Origin of the sequence: Facivitalis istanbulensis (assembly GCF_040560405.1) — a bacterium.
Taxonomy (GTDB): Bacteria; Pseudomonadota; Alphaproteobacteria; order Sphingomonadales; family Sphingomonadaceae; genus Sphingomonas; species Sphingomonas istanbulensis.
On record NZ_JAVSCQ010000027.1, the window covers coordinates 15,129 to 38,160 of the forward strand.

The window sequence follows — 23,032 nt, forward strand, 5'->3', positions numbered from 1 at the left end:
GCACAAGAATGCCGAAAATACGGGCCGCATACCGCTTCCTCGCCATGTCGCTGGTATTGATGGCAACGTCAGCCCTGGCCCAGCACCAACAGAGTACTTCCCTGCCGCAATCCTTAGGGCGTGGCGTGGCCTCCGTCGATCTCCAGCGACAGGATCGGTGGATCGAGCTAAATGCGGACGCGGACGGCCTCGTCATCATGCCGATCATGCTGAACGGTCAGCGTCTGATGGCGATGGTCGATACCGGTGCCCCGACGACCACAATCGATGCCGACTGGGCGACGCAACACGGTCTGCAGCTTCAGCCTTATCAGAAGATCCACGCGATGGGCGGTAATGCGGTGCAAGCCTTTATAGCGCCCATAGACCGACTTCAGATTGCCGGGTTTCAGCAGGCCGGTGGTGCCGTTCAGGTTGCGGACCTCAGCCCCTTGTCGTCGACTGCGGGCATACCGATCGACGCCGTGATCGGTGTGGACGTCCTGTCAGCCTATGCCGTCACGCTGGACCTCGACAAGCATCGTATTCGCTTTCAGCCTAGCGGCTCGCCGCGTCCTTCGGGGGATGTCGTGCCGGTCGAACTGCGCGACCGCGGACGCGAATTGAGCACAAAGCTCTTCATTGGGAAACGCCTGCTGTCACCCGTCATGATCGACACCGGAGATGACGCCAGCATGGCGATCACCAAGGGTGCCTGGCACGCGTCGGATGTGCCACTGCGTCTGACGGATATCGCATCCACCGGTTTGAGCGGGGATGTGATCCTGTCGGAGTTGGGCCACGTCGACGGCGTTCGGTTCGGGAGTAAGGTATTCGACAAAGTCCCGATGATGTTCGAGCCGGCGCCGCTTGTTCCTGGAGATGAAGCCCGCATCGGCATGAAGCTGCTCGACCGCTTCAACATCTTCCTGGACATCGGGCAGCGGGTGATGATCCTGTCGCCCCGATCTGTTCCCCCGACGCCCGCCCCCGTCACCATGTCCGGCATACAGGGAGTATGGTCGGACGCCGGCTTGCAGATCGTCCATGTGATGAAAGGCTCCCCTGCCGAAGCCCTGAGGTTGCGCGCTGGCGACCGCATCTGCGCGATCGACGGAACGAGGATCACGGCCGATGATCAGTCGCCGCTCAGAACGTGGAGTTTGGGGCCAGCGGGCAAGGTGATTCCGCTGACGATGTGCGACGGCCGTATCCTACCAATCACGCTGCGGGAGTTTTACTGACGCGGCTTCCTATCCCAACGCCAATCAGCCCTTAGCGTACGCGGGTGAAGAGATTCTGCGATCACGCCGATCTGGCGCGATATCCTCGGCTTGGATCGATCTCCTGGGATCAGCTGCAAAAAAGGGGCATTCCACCCCGCTGGCCCAGTCTGCGCGCGTGGCGGTGCCCCCGTCCTGGGGCCGCTACAACGCCGCCGTCCGCTCCAACGGCGCCCCGCAGCGCGCCGTTGGAGCGGATGGTCCGGCCTAGAAAACGACCTTCATCGGCTTGCCCGTATAGGTCACGCTGCGCGATTCGGGCAGGGGATTGGTGCCGCCCGCCATGCCGGGCTTCACGACGACGATCTGCAATTGCCGGGTCGCCACCATGCCGGGGAAGCTGCCCTGCCGCGCGCCGATGGTCAGGGTGCGGCGGCCGTCGTTCCAGCTCAGGTCGTAGGTGGCGCGACGGCCCTTCTCATAGGCATAGGTTTCATTGTCGTCCTCATAGATCGTGAACTGGCCGTTCGCGCCGGGATAGACCCGGATTTCATAGGGGGCGTCGGGCTTTTCGGTGGCATATTGCTGGAGCGGACCGAGCGGCAGGATCGCCCCCGCGCGGGCATAGAGCGGCATGATGTCGAGCGGGACGTCGCGCGACACGTCCGTCCCGCCGCGCAACCGTTCGTTCGTCCAGAAATCATACCAGTCGCCACCCTGGGGCAGATAGGTGCGAACCGTCAGATCGGGCGCCTTGCCCGCTTCCGCGGCCAGCGCCCGCAAGTCGGTGGGCGTCCGCCATGCGAGGCGCAGATCATGCCCGCCATCGCCCTGGAAATACTCGATCCGGATCGGCACCCGCTGGCCTTTGCGCAGCGTGATCCGCCCGCCATGATAGCGCGACGCCCCCTTCGTCCAGTCATCGACCAGTGTCTTGCCGTCGACGAACAGACGGACACCGTCATCGCCCTGCAGGCCCACCTCATATTCGCCATCCTCGGGTGCTTCCAGCATCCCTTCCCACCGGGCCGAGAAGTCGGTGAGTTTAGACAGCCCCGGCGGCAATGGCTGAAGCGGCGGTCCGGGCCAGGTCTTGTCGATGATCTCGTCGACCACGCGCCCCGCCGGCCTGTCGAAGTTCCCGCCCTCGAAATACTGGCCCGCCAGGCCGGGCTTGCCGTTCGGCATCGAAAGCGCGGAGGCGGGTATGGTGGCGGCGGGTTCGGGCTCGACCCGATAGATGGCGTGGGTGACGGGGTGGACCAGCAGCGCGCCGCCGAACATGAATGCATCGTTGATGCGATGCACCCGGGCGTCGTCGGGAAAGTCCATCGCCAGCGGCCGCATCATCGTATAGCCGTTGGAGGTGACCTGCCACCCCATCCCATAGATATAGGGAAGCAGGCGATAGCGCAGGTTCACCGCGTTGAGCAGCGAGGTATAGACCTGGGGATCAAGCGTCTTGAAGATATAGGGCTCGCGTTCGATGCTGGTGCCATGGACCCGCATCAGCGGGTTGAACGTGGCATATTGGAACCAGCGCGCGAACAATTCCCGGTACATCGGGTTGCGCTGCCCACCCGGATAGGCATTGACGAAGAAGCCGCCGGTGTCCTGCGTCCAATAGGGGTTGCCGGTGATCGTGACGTTCACCCCGCCCGCGACCTGGTGGCGCAGCGTTTGCCAACTGGCCGACGTATCGCCCGACCAGGACGTCGCGGCGGTCCTCTGCGCCCCCGCCCAGGCCGAGCGGGTCAGGGTCAGCGCGCGCTTGTCGCTGGTCGCGCGTTGCCCCTCATAGGTGCCCAGCGTGGTCATCAGCGAATAGGCATTCAGATAGCGTGAGAAATCCCCCATCGCGTTGCGGCCGAGCGACTTGATATCCGCCACCGCCGCCTTGGCGTCGTGCATCGCGGTGCTGACCTCGACTTCGGTTCCGTCCATCCACAGCGCATCGACGCCCTTGTCGAGCAGGCCGGACTTCACATATTTGAAGTAGATCTGCCGCCCCAGCGGGCTGAACGCGTCATAGATGCGCGCCTTTTTCGAAATCCAGTGCAGCGGCGGAAAGCGCAGGCCGTGCTCGTCCAGTTCCTTGCCCAGCATGGTGTCGTTGCCGACCGAAGGCCAGATCGACACCATCAACTTCATGTGCAGGTCATGGATGCGGCGGATGGTGCCGACGGGATCGGGGAAGCGGGTCTTGTCCCATGTCATCCCGCTCCAACTGCCGTCATTGCCGCCCCAATATTGCCAGTCCTGGACGATGTAATCGAGCGGGAAGCGTTCGCGACGGAACGTCTCGGCCACCTCGAGCAGGCGATCCTCGGTCGGATAGCGTTCCTTGCTCATGAACAGGCCGAACGCCTGTTTGGGGTACATCGGCGCATCGCCGGTCAGCTTGCGATAGGCCTGGACCACGCCGTCCATCGTGTCGGCACCCATGAAGAAATAATCGACGCCGCCCGGCGCATCCTCGGCCCATAGCCGCGCGCCACCCGCATCATCGGTGAAGCGCATGTGCGAATAGGTGTCCCACATCACGCCGTACCGGCGGCTGGACACCATGACCGGGATGATGATGCCGATATTGGTCTGGATCAGATCCAGCTTCGCGCCGCGCCGGTTGATCGTCCCATCGTCGGTGAAGCCGAAGCCGTAGATCGCCTCATCGTCCTTCAGGCGGAAGCGATTCTCGACCTCATAGCTGGAGTCGTTCTTGCTGGTGATTTGCTGGATGCTCTGCGGCGCAGCGCGATCCTCGCTGGTATAGAGCTTGCCCGTCGCGTCGAAGAAGCTGACGGCACCGGTCGTCTTGTCGACCGTCAGCCTGATCCGGCTGCTCGCGATGGTGAGCGCCTGCGCGCCATCGGTCAGCGTGAAGGCGATGTCCGCCGGTGGCGCGACCACGACGATGCTCTTGGCGGTCCAGTAGTTGCGGCCCAGATTGCTGTTCACGCGAACCGTCGAGGGGCCGTAGAACAGGATGGTCTTCGACACCCCGTTGAGCCGAACCTGCACGCCGTTGCGGAGGCGGGTATAGGCAAAGCCGTTTGCCGGGATCGCGCCGACCGCCTCGGGCTGGCCATCAGCGTCGAGGGCGGTCGGCATGCCCGACTGCGTCGCCGCTGCCGCCGGTCGTGCGATCGCCGACCCACTGGTCGCCAGTGTCGTCAACGCCGTACCGACAATCAACGCCGTCCAATATCGCCGATGGCTCACAAACATCTCTCCCTTGCTTATCTCTTGGCTTATCGGTGACCGCCGGGCGGCGACCGATCGTCGACGCTTCAACCCCGTTGTCGCCAGCCGATCCGCATCTCCGCACGACGCGGATTCCGCACATGGCTGGACTTCCAATTGTCCAACTTAAAGGGATGGTATCGCGCCTCGCTGAAACTTCAAGGGCCAGTCCGTGAAAAACCGGAACCGTGCAGGGGTTCGCGGTTGGTTCGCGCATGGGTGAGAGGGGGTGGCGGAGGGCGGGCGCCGACAGGTCCGCCACGTCCGCCGGTGTTCCCGCTAAGGCCTGTCGGCCTCGCCATCCTCTTCGATCAATTCGTTTTTATGATCGTGGATCGCACGCCATGCGGCCGCGCGACGGTCGCCTGCCGCCTGGAGGCGACGCAGGACGATCCGCGCCTTGTGCCGTCCGCGACGACTTTGCGGCCATGGCAGGGTAGCGTCGTCCAGCGCTGCTAAGATCGCCTCACGCACCGCCCGGTCTTCCGCCGATTCGAAGCGTCGGAGCAACGGCGCGAAGGCGGCGTCGGTGCGGGGACAGAAGAGCCGACGCTCGCCGAGCGCGGTTCGCCACGGCGATGGCGGGTGCAGCGTCAGCGCCGATTGCCATCCCGCCGGGATCGGCGTGTTCGCCGAATGCGGGCGGTCCTTCGCGATCAGCCCGGGCAGGAGATGGGTGTGCGGCCCGGTCGGACTCGTGCCGCCGGGCATCGGGATCGACTGGTACACCTCGATCCGCCCGGCCGGGGACAGAAGGACACGGTGCGGCTGGGATCGCAGGACGCATCCCATGACATCGGATTGGCCCAACACCGGTTGTCCCGCCGCGTCGTCAAGCGCCGCGATGAGTTCTGCATCCCGCGTTCGGACCGCCATCGTCACGCATCCCGTTCCCACGCCAAGATCGTAGAGCGACGCGGACCGATCCTCGTCGCGCAGGGCCTGGTGGTCGGGTCCCAGCGCCCGGACCACGCGGCCGGATGCTGGGGGCATCGGAACGCAGAAGGCCAGCGCATGGCCCCATGTCTCGCCATCGCCCGACAGGCTGTCCCACGCGATGCCCGCCAAGGGGGTGTCGACTACGCGAACGCCGCCGCGTGCCGTCACGACCTCGATCCGATCGGCGGACCGGCGGATGCTGGCCGGCTCGTCGGGGTCGCGCAGGAATTCCCCGACCGCGCCGAAGCTGCCGATGCTCCAGCCATGGGCCGGGTCTGCGATCAGGTCCGCGATCAACGGGAAAGGGGCGGGCGATGCGATGGGCAGCGGCGGCATGGCGGTCTCCGGTCAGCCGTGGAAGCGGATCGCGACGCCGTCGACGGTTCGGGCAACGTGCGCCTCAATGTCATACAAATGACCCAGATTGGCAGCGGTCAGCACGGCGTCCGCCGGACCATGCGCCTCGATCCTGCCCGCCTTCAGCGCGACGACATCGTCGGCGATCCGTGCCGCGAGGTCGAGGTCGTGCAGCGCCACGACCACCGCGCATCCCGCATCGGCCAGGGCCCGGAGTCGGCGGCCCGCATCGAGCGCATGGCGCGGGTCGAGACCGGCGGTCGGCTCGTCGACGATCAGCAGCGCGGGGTCGCCGATTGTCGCGCGGGCCAGCATCACCCGTGCCAGCTCGCCGCCCGAAAGCTGGGTGGCGGGGCGATCGCGCAGATCGGCGAGGTCGAAACGGTCGAGCGCGGTGTCGATCCGCGCCCGCCATATGCCGGGAAGCCCGCCAAAGGCCGGAAGATGCGCCGTAAGCCCGAGCGCCACGACACGCTCGACGCTGATCGCCCAGTCGACCTGCGGATTCTGGGGGAGATAGGCGCGCCGGATGGCCAGGTCGCGTCGGGACAGCGCGGACAGGGGCTGGCCGTCGAGCATCACCCGTCCGGCGCTTGGCGGCAGCAGCCCGGCCGCGACGTCGAGCAGGGTCGACTTGCCCGCGCCGTTCGGGCCGATGACCACCGTCAGCCGCCCCGCGCGAAAGGTCGTGGAGGCGCCGTGCAGCACGGTGTGACGGCCGCGCGTGACGGTGATGTTTTCCAGTGCGACCATGATCATGCCATCGTTCTCCGCACGTGAAGGACGAGCCACAGGAAGAAGGGCGCGCCGATGACCGAGACGAAGACGCCCAGCCTGATGTCCGGCCCGAAGCGCAGGCTGCGCGTCGCGATGTCGGCGGCCAATATGATCGCCGCGCCGGCCAGCGTCGCCGGGACCAGCGTACCGCCCGGTCGATGCCCGACAAGGGGGCGGACCAGATGCGGGGCGATCAGGCCGACGAAACCGATCGCCCCGGTCACCGCCGTCGCGGCGCCCACGCCCAGGGCGGTTCCGATCATCGCCAGGAGGCGGATCCGTGTCAGGTCGATGCCGAGGCTTTCGGCCTGCCGCTCGCCCAGCGCCAGCGCGTCGAGGCCCCGGCCGGTGCACAGGAGCAGCGCGGCCCCCGCGACGATGAACGGCCCCGCCAGCACGACATGGTCCCAGCTGCGATCGCTGAGCGACCCCATCAGCCAGGTCATGATCTCATAGGCCGCGAACGGGTTGGGTGCGAGGTTCAGCGCCAGCGTGATCCCCGCGGTCGCGATCGCGGATACCGCGACCCCGGCGAGGATCAGCGACAGGGTTCCGCCGCGCCGCGACAGCAACAGCGCGACGCCGATCGTGACCAGCGCCCCGGCCAGCCCGAACAAGGGCGTCGCCAGCGTGAAGCTGGCGGCAAAACCGTAATAGAGCGCGACCACCGCGCCCAGCGATGCCCCCGACGAAACACCCAGCAGGCCCGGCTCGGCGAGCGGATTGCGCAACAGCCCTTGCAGCACCGCGCCGGACAGGCCGAGAATGCCGCCGACCAGCAAGGCGAGGACGAGGCGGGGCAGGCGCACCTCGACGATCACCAGCGTCGCCAGATCGGGACCGGGATCGCGCAATGCGGCCAGCGTCCGCCCCGGCGACAACCAGATCGTGCCGGCCAGCAGCGAGGCACAGGACAGGAGAAGCAGCAGCAGGATCAGGCCCGGCACCAGCCATCGGTTCACCCTGTCGTCTCCTTGATGGGGGGCGTCGTCCCCGCCCGGCGGGCGGCGGCGCGCAATTGGCCGCGAAGCCGGATCGCCGCGTCGGCGATCATCGGCGTGCCGCAGATATAATAGGCCTGCGCGATCGGCAGGATGCGATGGCCCCAGAGGCGCCGGACCACGCGGTGGCGCAGCACATCGTCCCCCAGTCCCAGCCCGTCCGCCGCGACCGATCCCTGGACCAGCAAGGGGGGATCGGCCTTCAGCAGGAGCTCGACATCGGGCTTGCGGTAGCTGAGCGTCGTCGGTTCGCGCACCAGATTGCGCGCGCCCGCCGCCTGAAGAATGATGTCATACAGCGTGCCCTGTCCGGCCGCGAAGCCGGTGCGGTCCCAGGCGACGACCTTGATCGGGGGCCCCGGGGCGCGGGCCAGCGCCGCCAGCTGCGCGTCCATCCTGGCGATCAGCGCCTCGCCACGCGCGCGCTCGTCCACCGCCGCGGCGACCTGTCGGGTGATGCGGCGGATGTCGTCGATGCTGTTCGCATGGTCGACCTCGATCATCGGATAGCGCAGGCGCGTCAACATGCCGCGCAGGGCGGGCGTCGTGAAGGTCCCGGCGATCACCAGGTCCGGCTTCTGCGCCAGCACCTCTTCGGCCAGCCCGCGATTCACCCGGACCCGCTTCGCCGCGGCGGCCATGACCGAGCTGCCCGGATCGCGCGACAACCAGCTGACCGAGGCGATCCGCTCGGGCGGCAGTAGCGCCAGGACGAGCTGGTCGGTGCACTGGTTCATGCTCATCACCGCCAGCGGATGCCGCCGGGGCGCGGGGATGGCCGATCCGCCGCCGCTACAGCCGCCCGCCAGGACGGGCAACGTCAGCGCGAGCAGGATCGACCGGAGCCGCATCAGAAGCGGACCCGCATCCCGCCATAGGCGGCCCGGCCGGGGGTCGCGAAGCTGAACACTTCCTCATAGCGTTCGTCGAACAGGTTCTCGACGCGGCCGAACACCGAGACCCGGTTCGTCAGCTTGTAGTCGGCGTTGAGGTTGACCAGGACGAATTCCTGCATCGACACGCGGACCGGCACATAGCTCGGATCGGTATAGGCGACGTCCGTGTTGCGTCCGTTGTACCGCATGGTCAGGGTGCCGCTGAACCGCTGGTCGGCGCTGAACACGGTGGTGTTCAGGCTGGCGACGTGCTTGGGGCGACGGACCTCCTCCATCCCGTTTTCGCGGGCATGGAGATAGGTATAGGCAAGGTCGAACTTGATCTGCGGGATCGGTCGCGCCGACACGAACGCCTCGACGCCATGCTGTCGCGATTTCGTCGTGCGGTTCGACGGCGTCGCGATAAAGGCCGGGGCGGGATAGGCCGTGTAGATCTCGTCTTCGAGCTGGCTGTCGAAATAGGTCGCGCCGATCGTCGCCTTGCCGCCGGCGAAGTCCTGATCGACGCCGGCCTCCCATCCTTTCGACTTTTCGGGCCGCAGGTTCGGATTGCCGATATAGCGGCCGTCGGCATAGCCATAGAGTTCGAAATAGCCCGGATTCTTGACGCCGGTTCCATAGGCGCCCCGCACGCGCAGGCCGAAGGGCAGGCGGTATCCGGCCTGGGCGCGCCAGGTCGTCGCATCGGCGAAGCGGTTATTCTCGTCGCGGCGGATGCTCGCGCCCGCCGAGAAGGCATTGTCGACGGTCAGTTCATACTGGCCGACAAAGCCCCAATTGTCGGTCGAGCGGCGGCCCTGGAAGGCGAAGGAGGATGGCGTCGTGTTCTGGAATTCTTCCCGCTCGAAATCGACCGCGCCGGTCACCCGGTTGACGATGCGATCGGTGCCGAAGCGGTAGCTGGTCTCGAACGTGCCCTTGTAGCGGCGTCCCTTGTCGCCATAGTCGAAGCCCCGGGCCTTGTAGCCGCGCCGCGTCGTGTCGGCGAACTGCCCCGTCAGGGCGTTGGTCCAGCGGCCGTCCGCCAGCGCCAGCTCGGCGCGGGCCAGACCGTAAAACGCCTCGTTGACGAAGCGCACGCCGGGGCTGTCGACGGTATAGCCGAACCGCGGACTGGCGGGATCATTCTCGCTGTTGTTCGTGTCGGCGGCGGTGTTGCTGTAGCGGCCGACGCCGGTGAGCTTGAAAATGGCGGACGGCGTCCATGTGACCTTGCCGCTGGCCCCGACGCTGGTCGACCCGATATCGCGGGTGCCACCCCGCGCCGTCGGTGTGCCATCGGTCCGATAAAGCGAGCCGGACAGGGCGTAATCGAGCGTGTCGGTGAAGCCCGCCGCCCGCGCGCCTCCGGAGAAGGTGCCGAACGAACCGCCCTCGGCCCGTGCCGAAAGGCCCGGCGCCTCGCGGCCGGTCAGCGTGATATACTGGATGACGCCGCCGATCGCGTCCGATCCGTAGAGCGAGGATTGCTGCCCGCGCAGCACCTCGACCTTCGCCGCCTCGTCGGCGATCAACGTGCCGAAGTCAAATTCGCCATAATAAGGGTCCGACGCCTTGATGCCGTCGATCAGGACCAGGACATGGTTGCCCTCGCTGCCCCGAATGCGGATCTGGGTCTGGCCGCCGATCGCGCCGGTCCGGCTGACCGCGACGCCGGGCACGTCGCGCAGCACGTCGGACACGATGCGCGTCTGTCGTTCCCGCAGATCCTCGTTCGTGATGAGCGTGACCGAGGCGGGCAGGGTCTTCACCTCGGTCCCGTCTCCCGAGCGCGACGCGGTCACGACGATGTCGTTCCCGGCGGCATCCCGGGTGGGCAGCGTCGGATTGCTCTGCGCCATCACGGGCATGGCGACCGTCCCCGATAGCGTCAATGTCAGCAGCGATATGAATGTCCTGGTCATGCCTGTTCCCCCCGCGTCGAGTCGCAAAGACGTGGCGGGGCCGTCCGCACACGCGAACGCCGGCGCGCGAGGACGGGCGAACGCGGTGCCCGCCATCCCACGGCCGTCTGCGGCCCCGGGCCGCGCCGCTTTCGTCGCTCGAACGGAAGGTTCCGTGCCGTGGCCATTCCCTGGACCCAGGCATTGAGCGACCCACGCCGGCAGGTCTCCTGGCTCGCGGGTCGTCGCCCGATGCGCGCCTTCCCAGGTTGCCCCAGTGGCTGCCCGGCGCTTTCGGCCGGTGCATGCGCATCGTGCTCGCCGCTCACAGTTGCAGGGACAGCTGCGGATTGGGGCGGCCTCGCACCGCCCGCACCGCATTCCCGTTTTCATCCCCTTTCGGGGAACCGGCGCGATCTGTCGTCCCGATTTGGCCGGAACGACGGATCGCCTGTATCCGAATTCGACCGGTTGGCCAATATGAACCCGATGGGACCGGCGCAATTGCCCCGCCCAGGGCCCCAAGGGAACATGGCCATAGGGGCTATTGACTATCACTCGCAACATTCATAGGCGATGTCCCACGCAACCTGGGGGAAATCATGTCGAGTATCTTCGTGGCGGTCGCTGCCTTCGTCGCAGCGGCCCCGGCGGACGCGTCGTCCGTCGAACATGCGGCTGCCACCGCCGCTGAGGTGAATACGGATCAGCGGCACCGGGAGCCCGAGATCATCGTCGTCGGGCAGCGCGACCCGGCGGCCCCGCCACCGCCCTATGCTGGCGGACAGGTCGCCTCCGGCGCGCGCAACGGCCTGCTCGGCAATACCGACATCACCAAATCCCCGTTCAGCATCGCCAGCTATACCGAACAGTTCATGCTCGACCGGCAGGCGGATACCGCGTCGGAGGCACTGGCCCTCGACCCGTCGGTCCGCGCGACGCAGGGCAGCGGCGCGCCGTTCGACACCTTCTACATTCGCGGCTTCCCGATCAACGAAGGCACCAGCGGTGAAATCGCGTTCGACGGTACGTTCGGCGTCGCCCCCAGCTTTCGCATCTTCACCGACTATGCCGAACGGGTCGAGGTGCTGAAGGGGCCATCGGCGGCGATCACCGGCATGTCGCCCAATGGCGGGATCGGCGGCACGGTGAACATCGTTCCCAAAAGCGCCGAGGGTCGGCTGCGCCGGTTCACGGTCGATTATGGTTCGGCCCTGCGTTTCGGCGCACAGGCCGATGTCGCCCAGCGTTTCGGTGCCGGAGAGGCCTGGGGCGTGCGCGCGATCGCGTCGGTCCGCGACGGCAACACGCCCTTCGACCATCAGGACGAACATAGCAGCGTGGGCGCGCTGGCGCTGGACTATCGCGGCAGCCGGCTGCGGGCCTCGCTCCACGTCGTGGCGCAGACCGACCGGTTCGTCGCCCCCTTGCGTCCCTATTTCGCGTTGGCCGGGGTGGCCATTCCCGATGCGCCCGATGGCCGCCGTAATCCGACGCAGCGCTGGGAATATTCGCATATCGACGATTATGGCGTGCTGGCCCGCGTCGACTACAAGATCAACGATGCGATCACCCTGTTCGCCGCCGCCGGTGGACGGCGCAGCACCGTCGATCGCTTCTTCGCCTCCGCGCGCGTGATCGCCAGCAGCGACGGGCGGACACAGACCGCGCCGCAGCTTTACGAGATGGACATCGACGCCCGCGTGGCCGAAGCGGGGCTGAGGGCCAAGTTCGACACCGGGCCGATCGCGCACCAGTTCGTCGTGCAGGCCAATGTGTATGACGAGGATACGACGCGATATCTCTCGGCCGTTGCCGGGGCCTATGGCGGCAATCTCTATCGGCCCGCCCCGGCGCTGTATCAGGCACCGGTACGGCGCGGCGACCGCCCGCGCCTGTCCGACAGCACGCTGAAGGGCGTGACCGTCGCCGATGTCCTGTCCGCATGGGATGAAACCATCCTGCTGACCATCGGCGCGCGGCGGCAGAATATCCGCGCCAACAACTATGTCGCCAATGTCGGCACGCTGTCCGCCGCCTATGACCGGAGCGCGACGACGCCGTTCGTCGGGCTGGTGGTGCGTCCGGTGCGCGGAATCTCGCTCTACGGCAATCATGTCGAAGGACTGAGCCGTGGCGATGTCGCGCCGGCGCTGGCGAGCAATGCGGGCGAAATCCTCGCCCCCTATGTCGCCCGGCAGATCGAGGCGGGCATGAAGTTCGATTTCGGCAGGATCGGGGGATCGATCGGCGCGTTCCGCATCACCCGCCAGATCGGCGAACTGGCGGGCGGCCTCTATGGCCAGACCGGCGAACAGCGCGTGCGCGGGCTGGAATTGTCGACCTATGGCCGCATCACGCCCCGTTTCGGCGTGGTCGGCGGGCTGACGCTGCTCGATGCCGAACTGACCCGGACGGCGGTTCTGGCCAATCGTGGCCATCGCCCGATCGGCGTGCCGGAGGTCCAGTTCAATCTCGGCGCCGACTGGGACGTGCCGCTGCTTGCCGGGCTGAACGTCAACGCCGCGGCGGTCCACACCGCGTCGCAGTTCGTCGACGCCGCCAACCGGCAGACGCTGCCCGCATGGACCCGTTTCGACCTGGGAGTGCGTCAGGCGGTCGCGCTGGGCCGCCAGCGCATGACCCTGCGCGCGGCGGTGACGAATGTCACCGATCGGCACTACTGGACCGGCGTCGCCTCGTTCGGCACCTTCTTCCAGGGGGCACCGCGCACCATTTCCCTGTCCGCCGCGTTCGACCTGTAAGGCTCGGCGGGCTTTGTTCGCGTGGTGGCGCCCCATTCAGGCGGCACCACGCCATAGCTGTTTCCGCCGGACATCCACGCCCAGGGCCTGGTCATGCGCGCGGCCTCCGGGTCGGCGCGGGCTCAACCGCCGAGCGCGAGGCGTAGCTGGATGCGGGCCAGCGCGCCGGCGATGGTCTGGCGCAGATACGCCCGGTCGGCCGCGATCTCCGCCGCTTGCGCCTCGATCAGCGGCGCGGCCGCGATGTCCCCGCGGCGATAGCGCGCCTCGAGCGCGGCCACGGTCTGCGCGCATGCGCTCCGGTCTTCCGCTGCCAGGTCACGCCGCCGGTCGAGCGCGTGGACCATCCCCAGCGCATCGTCCACCTCGCGCCACGCCTCCAGCACGGTCTTGCGATAGGTCAGCGCGGCGGCCCGCTCCTGGACATGCCGCAGCGCAAGCTGGCGACGCAGCCGCCCGCCGGTGAAGATCGGGAGGGACAGGGCTGGCCCGACGCTGGTGCTGCGCGCGTCCCAGCCGAAATCGGCGAGATGCAGCACATCGATGCTGAACAGCCCGGACAGGTTGAGGCTTGGATAGAAATCGGCCTGCGCCGCGCCGATCGCGGCGGTGGCGGCGTGCAGCGCGGCTTCGGCCTCAAGGATATCGGGACGTCGCCGCGCAAGGTCGCTGGGCAGGCCGGGGCCGGGCGCGGCGAGATGCGGGGCGGCAAACGGGGTATCGTCGGCCACTGGCGGGCTGTCGGGGCGGCCGCCGGTCAGGACCGCCAGCGCCCGGGCGGTGCGGGCGATCTCATCGTCCAGCGCGATCAACGCGTCCCGGCGCGCGCGCTGCTGCCCCTCGACCGTGCGGACGGCGATGCCGGTCGCCAGCCCCCGGTCCTTCAGGGCGCGGGCGATGGCCAGGTTCCGCTTACCCAGCGCGGCGTCACGCCGGGCGAGCGCCCGTTCCGCGACGAGCCCGCGCCATTGCCAATAGGCCTGCGCCACGGCGGCCTCGACCGACAGCCGCGCGCCGCGCGCCGCCGCCTCGGCCTGCGCGATCCCGGCGGTGGCGGCCTCGACCTCGCGGCGGTGCCTGCCCCACAGGTCGATGTCCCACCCGGCGCTGATCCCGGCCTGGTAGAGGTCGAAATCATAGCCGACGGGGGACGCGCCCGCCGCCTGATCCGGCTGGACGCCCAGAAGCGGGGCGAGCGCACTCGCCAGCCCGGCGGTGCCGATCCGGTTGCGACTATAGCCAAGTTGCCCGCCGACCTGCGGCAGCGCCTCGCCCTGGCTGGCGGCGCGGGCGATGCTTGCGGCGTCCAGCCGCTGGCCCGCGAGGCGCAGGTCGAGATTGCCCGCCGCCGCCGCGTCCTCCAGCCGGTCCAGCACCGGATCGCCGAAATCCCGCCACCAGGGCGTGGTCCCGACCGCCGGGGACGCGGTCTCATACCCCTGCCACCGTGCGGGCAGATCGGCGACCGGCGGGTGGAAATCGGGCCCGACGGTGCATCCGGCGAGCGACAGGGCCAACAGCAGCGCGCGCCGCGCCGCGCGGGTTCCCGGGCGATCAGTCATGGGCGGTCTCCCCGGCATTGTCCCTGCCGCCGAACAGCAGCAGATAGAGGGCGGGCAGCGCGATCAGCGTCAGGATCGTCGCGCCGATCAGGCCGCCGATCATCACGATCGCCATCGGCCCCCAGAAGATGTTGAAGCACAACGGGATGAACGCCAGCACGGCGGCCAGCGCGGTCAGCACGACCGGCCGGGCGCGACCCACCGTGGCCTCGACGATGGCGGTCCGCAGCGCCAGCCCTTCGGCCAGATGGCGCTGGACCTGATCGACCAGGATGATCGTGTTGCGCATGATCATCCCCGCCAGCGCGATCAGGCCGAGCAGCGCGACGAAGCCGAACGGCGCACCGGTCAGCAACAGCGCCGCGACCGCGCCGATGATCCCCAATGGCGCGGTTGCCAGCACCAGCATGGTCCGCCCGACGCTCTGCAACTGGATCATCAGCAGCAGGAGCATGAGGCCCAGCGTCACCGGCAACAGCTTGAAGATCGCGCGGTTGGCGTCGGCGGACAGTTCGCCATCCCCGCCTTCCTCGATGCGATAGCCGGGGGGCAGGGTGGCGCGGATCGCCGCGATCCGGGCACGCGCGGCATTGACCACTTCCGAGGCCTGGACGTCGCCGATCATGTCCGCCTGCACGGTCATGGCCAGCGCGGCATCGCGCTTCCACACGATCGGCTGTTCGGTGTCGGGGGCCAGCGTCGCGACCTCGCCCAGCGGCACCATGCCTTGCGGGGTCGCGACGGGCATGTCGCGCAGCGCGCCCAGATCATGCCGATCCTCCGCCCGGCCGCGCACCATCACGCCGATCCGCCGCGTCCCCTGCAACACCTCTCCGGCCGGGGCACCGGACAGGGTGGCGGCCAGGTCGTCCGCCAGCTGCGTCCGGTCGACGCCCAGCCGCGCGGCGCGGGCGGGGTCGACGAGGTAGCGGGCGACGGGCATCGCGATGCCCCAGTTGATCTGGACGGCGGTGGTGGTCGGCAATGCGCGCAGCGTCGCCGCGATCCGTTCCGCAATGGCGCGCAGCCGGGCGGGATCGCGCCCGATGACCCGGTATTGCACCGGCGCGCCCAGTGTCGGCCCCAGCGACAGGCGACGCACATGCAGATCGGCCCCTGCGATGCCCGGCATCCGCTCAAGCGTGGCGATCAGCGCGTCGCGCGCCTTCAGGTCGGTGGCGACCACCATCACCGTCGCCCGCGCCGGATCGGGCAGCGCCGGACCATAGGGCAGGTAGAAGCGCGGTGCGCCGCGCCCGATATAGCTGTCCACGCTGCGAATGCGGGGATCGCCGCGCAGCCGGTCTTCCAGCCGGGCGACGGCACGCGCGGTGGCCTCCACCGCGCTGCCCGGCCGCATCGCCAGGTCGATCATCACTTCCGCCCGGTCGGAATAGGGGAAGAATTGCTGGCGCACGAAGCTCGCCCCCCACAGGCTGACCGCCAGCAGCGCGGTCGTGACGCCGACCACCAGCCAGCGCCGGGCCAGCGCGGCTTCGATCGCGCGGCGCAAATGGCCGGAAAGCGCGGACTGCGCCGCCGAATGGCCAGGGGCGGACGCCATGTCGGGCAGCAGCCTGATCCCCAGGAACGGGGTGAAGACCACCGCGACGATCCAGCTGACCAGCAGTGCCGAACCCGTCACCCAGAAGATGCCGCCGGCATATTCGCTGGTCGTCGACCGGGCGAGGCCGACCGGCAGGAAGCCGACCACGGTGATGAGCGTGCCGGTCAGCATCGGAAAGGCGGTGTGGGTCCAGGCATAGGCGGCGGCCTCGCGCCGGTCGACGCCCTGCTCCATCTGGACCACCATCGCCTCGACACTGATGATCGCATCGTCGACCAGCAGGCCGAGCGACAGGATCAGCGCGCCGAGCGAAATCCGCTCCAGCCCGATCCCCGACGCCCCCATCATCAGCGCGACGATCGCCAGCGTCAACGGCACCGACAGCGCCACGACGATGCCCGTGCGCCAGCCCAGGGTGACGAAGGCGACGACCAGCACCACGGTCAGCGCGCAGAAAAACTTGATGAGGAAGGTGTCGACCGCCTCGCGGATATTGGCGCTCTGATCCTCGATCTGGGTCATCGCCGCCCCGGCGGGCAGGGTGCGGCGAACCTGCTCGGCCGCCGCGCGGATCGCCTTGCCAAAGCCCAGCCCGTCCGCGCCGGGGGCCATCGACACCGCCAGCACCACCGCCTGCCGCCCGGCATGGCGCACCAGCGCCTCGGGCGGATCGGCATAGCCGCGCGTCACCCGCGCGATGTCGCGCAACCGGACCGCGCCCGCCGGGGTGGCGATCGACGCGCCTTCCAGATCGGTAGCGCTGTCGATCCGTCCGCCCAGCCGCACCGGCGTCTGCATCGCGCCCGAAACACTGGCCGCCGGGCCGATCGCCTGCCGCTGCGCCAGCGCCTGCGCCAGCCGGGCGGGCGACAGGCCCATGGTCGCCAGCCTGCGCGGATCGACCTCGACGAACAGCCGCCGGGGCTGTTCTCCGATGATCTCGGCCTTGCCCGCGCCGGGCACGCGCAGCATCGCGTCGCGCGCCTGTTCGGCCATGCGGACCAGCCGCGCATTGTCGGCACCCGTAAAGGCGAAGACATAGCCATAGACATCGGCATTGTCCTCGCTCGCCGCCAGCACCGCGCCGGGCGGCAGCGCGGGTTCCAGATCCTTCAGCTTGCGGCGGACCTGGGTCCACACCTCCTGCACCCGCGCGGCAGGAGCGGCGTCCTTCAGTTCGACAGTGATGACGCAGGCGCCCTCCAGGCAATAGGTCTGGAGATAGTCGAGATAATCGATGCCGTGCAGCGTCCGTTCGACCGGATCGGCGACCTGCGCCTGCATCTGCGCCGGGCTGGCCCCGTCCCAGCGGGCGGAGACGATCATCTCCTTCAGGGTGAAGCCGGGATCCTCGTCCCGGCCCAGCCACAGGAACTGGACCGCGCCCGCCGCGAACAGCAGCGCGATCAGGAAGCCGACCAGCGCGGGATGGCGGACGGCCCATCGGGACAGGTTGAACCGGTCCACGGATCAATGAAATCCCGGCTCGACGCCGGCATCGACCACGCTTTGTCCCTCGACCAGCGTGTCCGCGGCGGTGGCGACGATCGACTGGCCGCCCTGCAACCCGGTGACCAGCGCGTCCTGCCCGCGCCAGTCGGTGATCACGACCCGTTGATGCCGGATGCGGTGGGTCTGCGGCGCGATCACCCAGACATAGGGATGGCCGTCGCGATCGTCGATCGCCGACAGCGGCACGCGGATCGGATGCGCCGGGCCCGAGGGGCGCAGGACCAGCGTGACCGTGCTGTTATACGGCAGCGACGGCGTCGTCGCGTCCAGCACGAAGCGGGCCTTGCGCAGGTGGAGCGCCGGATCGCCCTCGGGCGACACCAGCCGCAGTCGGGCCGATACCGGCTGGCCGTCATTGGGGGGAGAGGCATTGGCGGTCATGCCGGGCGTCAGGCGCAGGTCGGCGGGGGCGCGGATCTCGACCTCGGCCGCACCGCTCGCCAGCTTCAGCACCGGGGTGCCGGCATCCACGACGCCGCCCGGATCGACCAGCTTTTCGGTGATTACGCCGTCCTGCGGCGCGACGAGCAGTGTGTCGGACAGCAGCGTGCGATGCTGCCGGGCGGCCGCGCGGGCGGCGTCAACCTTCGCGCTGGCGGCTCGGGCAGTCAGCGTCCGCTGGCGCACCTCCGCGCCCGAGAGCGCGCCCATCCCGTCGAGCCCGGTCGCGCGGTTTGCCGCATCCTGCGCCGCCTGCGCCTCGGCCCGCGCGGCGGCCAGCTCCGCCTCGCCCTGCGCGTTCCCCGCCTGGGCCTCCAGCCGGTCCAGCCGACCCAGCACCTGGCCCGCGCGAACATGGTCGCCGATCTCGACGGTCAGCGCCACCACCCGGCCGGGCCGCCGGAACGCCAGCGTGACCTCCTGCCGGGGGCGGACCACCCCGCTGAACCGGCGCGCGGCCTCGTCCGTGTCGTGGACGGGTATGCTGTCGACCACCGCGACATGGCGGTCGGGGGCTGCTGCGGGCGGCGACGAACATCCGGCCGCGAGGGCGGGCAACAGGATGGTGAACATGGAACGTGAAGGGGGAATCGGCATGGCGGCCTCTGGAATCGGGATGGACCACGCCATGACCGGACGCGGGGGCCCCGCCTCCTCGATTTCGGGTTTCGCACTGATCGATTCCGGAATTGATCAGTCGCACGCGCCAGATACGCCGCCTTTCGATTCGCGCCCCGGCCTTGGGGTGCAGCCTTGTCGATCAGGGGGCCGCGCCCTCCAGATGGCGGCGGCGATAGGCGCTGGGCGTCTCGCCCTGCCGGGCCTTGAACGCGCGGTTGAACACCGCCAGGCTGCCAAAGCCGGCATCCATCGCGATGGTCAGGATCGGCACCTCGGCCTGGTCATGGTCGGCCAGCGCCTCGCACACCTCGGCCACCCGCAGGCCGTTCAGATAGTCGTTGATATTGCGATAGCCGAAGCGGCCATTGACCAGTCGGCGAACACGATATTCGGGCACGCCCAGCCGCGTCGCGATCGCGCCGATGGTCAGGTCGGGGCTGCGGTACAGCCGCTCCTGGCCCATCAACCCGTCCAGCGCCAGCGCCAGCCCCTGGTCGATCGCCGCGTCCGGCGCGGGGGTGGTCGCCAGCGTTGCGGCGGGCACCGCCACCGGATCGGCAAAGGCGAACATCGCGGGATGACGCAGCCCGAACAGCAACAACGCGAGCCCGAACATGCCGATCAGCATCCCCGTCGCGCCCAGCGCATCGGCCAGCGCGAAGGCGCGCGTCGTCCGGCCAAAAATCTCCGCCCCGATCGTCCAGACCGCGACCATCGTCACGATGACGACGAACGCCCCTCTGGCCCGGCGGCGTTCCTCGACCAGATCGATCGCGCGGTTCTGCCACGCATGGCGCAGCGCATCGGCAGTCAGCGCCATGCCCCACAGATAGAGCAGCCCGTCCATCGGTTGCAGCGACGAATGCGGACCGCGCCCGCCCGATATCTGCCAGAGATTCAACAGGAGATAGACGATGGTCAGGGCAAGGTCGGTGACGCTGGGCCGGAAATCGTCGTTGAACCAGCTGCGCGCGAACAGCCAGAACAGCGGCAGGCTGGCCGATCCGGCCAGTTCGAGGATGTCGCCGACGATCGGCCATTGCGCCGCCAGCGGCCACCGCGCCAGCTCGGCCAGCAGCGCCGACAACGCCAGCGCCGCGCCATATCGCGCCGGGCGCGAGGGCCCCGCGCTGAGGAACAGCGCAACGGCCAGCGCGAGCAAGGTCGACGCGCCGCCGTGCAACCAGGCTTCCATCACGCTCAACCGATCACACCCCGCCAGCGACGCGCCGGGGCGAGGGGCGCCCCGCGCGGTGCGATATCCATGGTCCAGCCGATCATTCTGCGCGCCTCATCTCAAGGCCTTATCGCCAAGTGGGCGAGGGCGGCAAGACGCTCTCGCGGCTCCCCGCACAGCCATTCCCGTCGATGGCCAATGGCCCGACGCTTGCGAACGATGCATGCCCCGCGACGCGGTTCCGGCCTGTCCTCAATAGGCAAAGCCGAGCGTCGCGCGGAAGGCCCTGCCGAATTCGGGGCGCGCGACGAAATAGCCATTGGCCCGGCCGCCCGCGTCGAACGCGCCCGCGCGCGGATTGCCTTCCGTCAGGCCGAGCGTGTTGGTCAGGTTGTCGACCTGGAGCGCGAACGTCACGCGATCGGCGGGCGTGGCGTTGATGGTCAGGTTGACCATGGAGAAGGGCGGCAATCGCTGCGTGTTCGCAATGTCGGCATAGCGTGCGGAATAATGGGAGAATTCCGCCGCGATGCGCAGCGTGCCGGCCAGCAGGTCCAGACTGGGCGTGACGCGGAACGACAGGCGGGGCACGCGGATCAGCTGGTTGCCGCTATAGTCATGCGTCACCGGCCGACCCGCGACCAGATCGACGAAGCGGAAGTCGCGATATCGCGGGTCCTGCCATGTCGCGATCAGATCGGCGCCCAGCGGGCCGATCAGCTTCGCATGACCCGCCACCTCCAGCCCCCAGGTGGTCGTGCTGGCGATCTCCGTCTGGTCGATATAGGCGTTGCTGACGGGATCGAAGCGGTGATCGGTGAAGGGCAGGCGCGAGAAGCGGGTGCGAAACCCGACCGCCGAGACGTTCCACCGGGGGCGGTGGAGGATCAGTCCGGCCTCGGCCATGATGATGGGGATCGCCGCCTCGTCGGTGCGATCGGGATTGGCGGTGAATTCCGAGGCGCTGGGCAGGCGGGCGATCCGGGTGAGGCGCGCGAACAGGCCGGTGTCGCGGCTGGGGCTGAAATTGGTGCCGATCGTCGCGTTGAAGCCGGAATAGCGCCGCCGGATCGGAAGGACCAGGCCGGTTCCGGTCAGCACGGCATTGTCCGCCAGCGTCGCGGGATCGCCCAGATCGACCGCCTGGCTCTGTTCCACCCCGCCGCCGATGCGCACCCGTTCCCAACGCGTCCCGAGATCGAGGCGCCAGCGCGGCGCGAGCTTCCATTCATCGGCCAGATAGGCGGCCAGGCTGGTCGGCCGCAGCGTCGCATTGTCGAACAGCGATCCATAGCGGACAAAGCCATTGTCGGTCAGCGCGCCGACCGTCCGTCCCTCGCCATCCACGGCGATCACGTCCAGGCGGCGGGCCTGGCCGCGCACGTCGAGGAGCACCGTGCCCATCGTCCGACGAAAGCCCATCCTTGTGTCGTCATAGGTCATGCCGGCCGCCAGATCATGATGCCCCCCCAGATCGAATGCATGGGTGAGACGCGCATCGGCGATCAGCTCGCGCATCGGCATCGTCACCGACAACAGGTTGCCGCCGGTCACCAGCCCATTGCCGTTGCTGTCGATGGGCAGGGCCGGCCCCGGATCGGCTCCCGGATAGGTGCCGCGATCGGCCCCTCGATCAGCATAGCGCATGATCGCGGTCGCGGCGCTGGGGAAGGCGGCGGCGATCTGTGGCCAGATGCTTGCGACATAGCCGTCCTGCGTCATCGGACGGCCGATCGGGAACAGCCCGTTGCGAAGTGTCGATCCGGTGCGTAGCCGCGCCTTGACCTCCAGCGCGCTGTCGGCCGCGAACGCCCAGCGACCTGTGATCGTATAGAAGGTAATGCGGCTATGTGTCCCTTCCGAAAGGTCAAAATCGCGTGGGCCCTGCGCGGTTTTGAACGGCACATGGACCTCGTCCGGGCCAGCCAGCGTGTCGCGGAGCGGATCGAAGCCGGGAATGGCGTCGACCTTGCCCGTCGCGTCCAGCCGAAGCGGGACCGGGAGATAGAGGATGACCCGGTCGTCGAGATGCTTGACGTTGAACCGGAGGTCGAGCGCGCCGCGCCGGTAATCCACGCCGACCCGGAACTGGCCACCGCGATCCGCCGGAAAGCCGGGATCGCGCAGGCCCCGGTCGCGCCGGTAGAAGCCGCCCAGCGACAGGCCAAGGCTGGGCGTGACCCGGACACCGGCATAGCCGTCGATCCGGCGATAGGCGAAGCTGCCAAGCGTGCCCGACAGGGTATAGCCGGGGTCGCGCAGCGCATCGCGGGTCAGGAAATTGACGCTGCCGCCCGGCGCATTGGCCATGAAGATCGCGGACGGCCCGCCGCGCACCGCCTCCACGCGTCGGATCGTCGGATCGATGCGGAACACCTGATCGGTGTTCTGATAGCCCAGCCCGCCATCATATTGGACGGGCAGCCCGTCCTCGATCAGCGCGACCGAGGAATAGCCATCGGTCGGTATCCCGCGCGACCGCACATTGTTGCTCGCTTCGCCGCCGGTCGACTCGACCCAGAAGCCGGGTATGTCCTTGAACAGGTTCGCGGTCGATACCGGCCCCTTGCGGTTCAGCGCCAGCGGGTCGATCCGCGTGACGGCGTAGCTCAACTCCGTGTCGCCGACGGGCGTCGCGGCGGCCCGGCCCGTCACCACGATGTCGGGGGTGGGGGTGGGAGCGGCCGGCGGGACAGGAGAAGCGGGGGCACGCATGGCCGGACGGCGCGGTGCTGCCCGGCGTTCCGCCAAGCGGACCGGCGCCGCAACCGGGCTCGCGCGCAGGATGATGACGCGATCGGAGGCGAAGGCGATCTCCAGGCCGCTGTCCGCGATCAGGTGGCGCAGCGCGGCGCGCACCGCCATCGCGCGGTGCAGCGGGCGGCCCTGCCGTTTCACGGCGATGCGATAGGGGTAGAGGATCTGCATCCCCGACTGGCGCGCGAGCACGTCCAGTGCCGCCGCCAGATTCTGCGCCGGAATGGCGAAACGGACCGTCCTGTCCGCCGGTGCCGCCTGCACGCGCGTCGGCATCGCCATCCCCGATCCCACCGCCGCAAGGACGGTCAGGCATGTCAGGTCACGGCGCA

General features: G+C 68.6%; 13 protein-coding genes and 1 riboswitch. Of the genes, 2 read left to right on the top strand and 11 right to left on the bottom strand.

All coding sequences use genetic code 11. The features are described 5' to 3' along the window. Positions 1-8: 8 nt before the first annotated feature. Positions 9-1,223, top strand: coding sequence for an aspartyl protease family protein (locus RN629_RS14185; RefSeq protein WP_407035798.1), 1,215 nt, complete (start codon positions 9-11; stop codon positions 1,221-1,223). 246 nt (positions 1,224-1,469) lie between these two features. Here the strand turns inward: RN629_RS14185 and RN629_RS14190 are convergent, their stop codons facing one another. From RN629_RS14190 to RN629_RS14215, 6 genes are all read right to left on the bottom strand, one after another. After that, positions 1,470-4,424: a glycoside hydrolase family 31 protein gene (locus RN629_RS14190; RefSeq protein ID WP_407035799.1), complete on the bottom strand. Its 2,955-nt coding sequence runs from the start codon at positions 4,422-4,424 to the stop codon at positions 1,470-1,472. A gap of 300 nt (positions 4,425-4,724) precedes the next feature. After that, a complete protein-coding gene (locus RN629_RS14195; RefSeq protein WP_407035800.1) occupies positions 4,725-5,720 on the bottom strand; it encodes a DUF6925 family protein in 996 nt (331 codons plus the stop codon). 12 nt (positions 5,721-5,732) lie between these two features. Further along, positions 5,733-6,500: an ABC transporter ATP-binding protein gene (locus tag RN629_RS14200; protein ID WP_407035801.1), complete on the bottom strand. Its 768-nt coding sequence runs from the start codon at positions 6,498-6,500 to the stop codon at positions 5,733-5,735. Next, positions 6,497-7,480, bottom strand: a complete 984-nt coding sequence (locus RN629_RS14205) for a FecCD family ABC transporter permease (protein ID WP_407035802.1) — start codon at positions 7,478-7,480, stop codon at positions 6,497-6,499. The genes RN629_RS14200 and RN629_RS14205 overlap by 4 nt, the downstream gene beginning before the upstream one ends. Further along, the gene (locus tag RN629_RS14210; RefSeq protein WP_407035803.1) at positions 7,477-8,370 is read right to left on the bottom strand and encodes an ABC transporter substrate-binding protein; all 894 of its coding nucleotides are present in this window, start codon (positions 8,368-8,370) and stop codon (positions 7,477-7,479) included. Before RN629_RS14210 ends, RN629_RS14205 begins: the two co-directional genes overlap by 4 nt. After that, a complete protein-coding gene (locus tag RN629_RS14215; RefSeq protein WP_407035804.1) occupies positions 8,370-10,319 on the bottom strand; it encodes a TonB-dependent receptor plug domain-containing protein in 1,950 nt (649 codons plus the stop codon). Before RN629_RS14215 ends, RN629_RS14210 begins: the two co-directional genes overlap by 1 nt. Before the next feature lie 182 nt (positions 10,320-10,501). After that, positions 10,502-10,724, bottom strand: a riboswitch (cobalamin riboswitch). Between the two features lie 176 nt (positions 10,725-10,900). Between RN629_RS14215 and RN629_RS14220 the strand changes: the two genes are divergently transcribed. Then, the gene (locus tag RN629_RS14220; RefSeq protein ID WP_407035805.1) at positions 10,901-13,063 is read left to right on the top strand and encodes a TonB-dependent receptor; all 2,163 of its coding nucleotides are present in this window, start codon (positions 10,901-10,903) and stop codon (positions 13,061-13,063) included. A gap of 122 nt (positions 13,064-13,185) precedes the next feature. Here the strand turns inward: RN629_RS14220 and RN629_RS14225 are convergent, their stop codons facing one another. From RN629_RS14225 to RN629_RS14245, 5 genes are all read right to left on the bottom strand, one after another. Then, on the bottom strand, positions 13,186-14,625 hold the full coding sequence (locus tag RN629_RS14225) for an efflux transporter outer membrane subunit (RefSeq protein WP_407035806.1): 1,440 nt from the start codon (positions 14,623-14,625) through the stop codon (positions 13,186-13,188). Further along, on the bottom strand, positions 14,618-17,659 hold the full coding sequence (locus tag RN629_RS14230) for an efflux RND transporter permease subunit (RefSeq protein WP_407035807.1): 3,042 nt from the start codon (positions 17,657-17,659) through the stop codon (positions 14,618-14,620). Before RN629_RS14230 ends, RN629_RS14225 begins: the two co-directional genes overlap by 8 nt. 3 nt (positions 17,660-17,662) lie before the next feature. Beyond that, positions 17,663-18,742 carry an efflux RND transporter periplasmic adaptor subunit gene (locus tag RN629_RS14235; protein ID WP_407035808.1) on the bottom strand — a complete coding sequence of 360 codons (1,080 nt, stop codon included), beginning with the start codon at positions 18,740-18,742 and terminating at the stop codon, positions 17,663-17,665. Positions 18,743-18,905: 163 nt separating this feature from the next. After that, on the bottom strand, positions 18,906-19,961 hold the full coding sequence (locus tag RN629_RS14240; protein WP_407035809.1) for a helix-turn-helix domain-containing protein: 1,056 nt from the start codon (positions 19,959-19,961) through the stop codon (positions 18,906-18,908). A gap of 234 nt (positions 19,962-20,195) precedes the next feature. Next, positions 20,196-22,982 carry a TonB-dependent receptor gene (locus RN629_RS14245; protein ID WP_407035810.1) on the bottom strand — a complete coding sequence of 929 codons (2,787 nt, stop codon included), beginning with the start codon at positions 22,980-22,982 and terminating at the stop codon, positions 20,196-20,198. Positions 22,983-23,032: the final 50 nt, after the last annotated feature.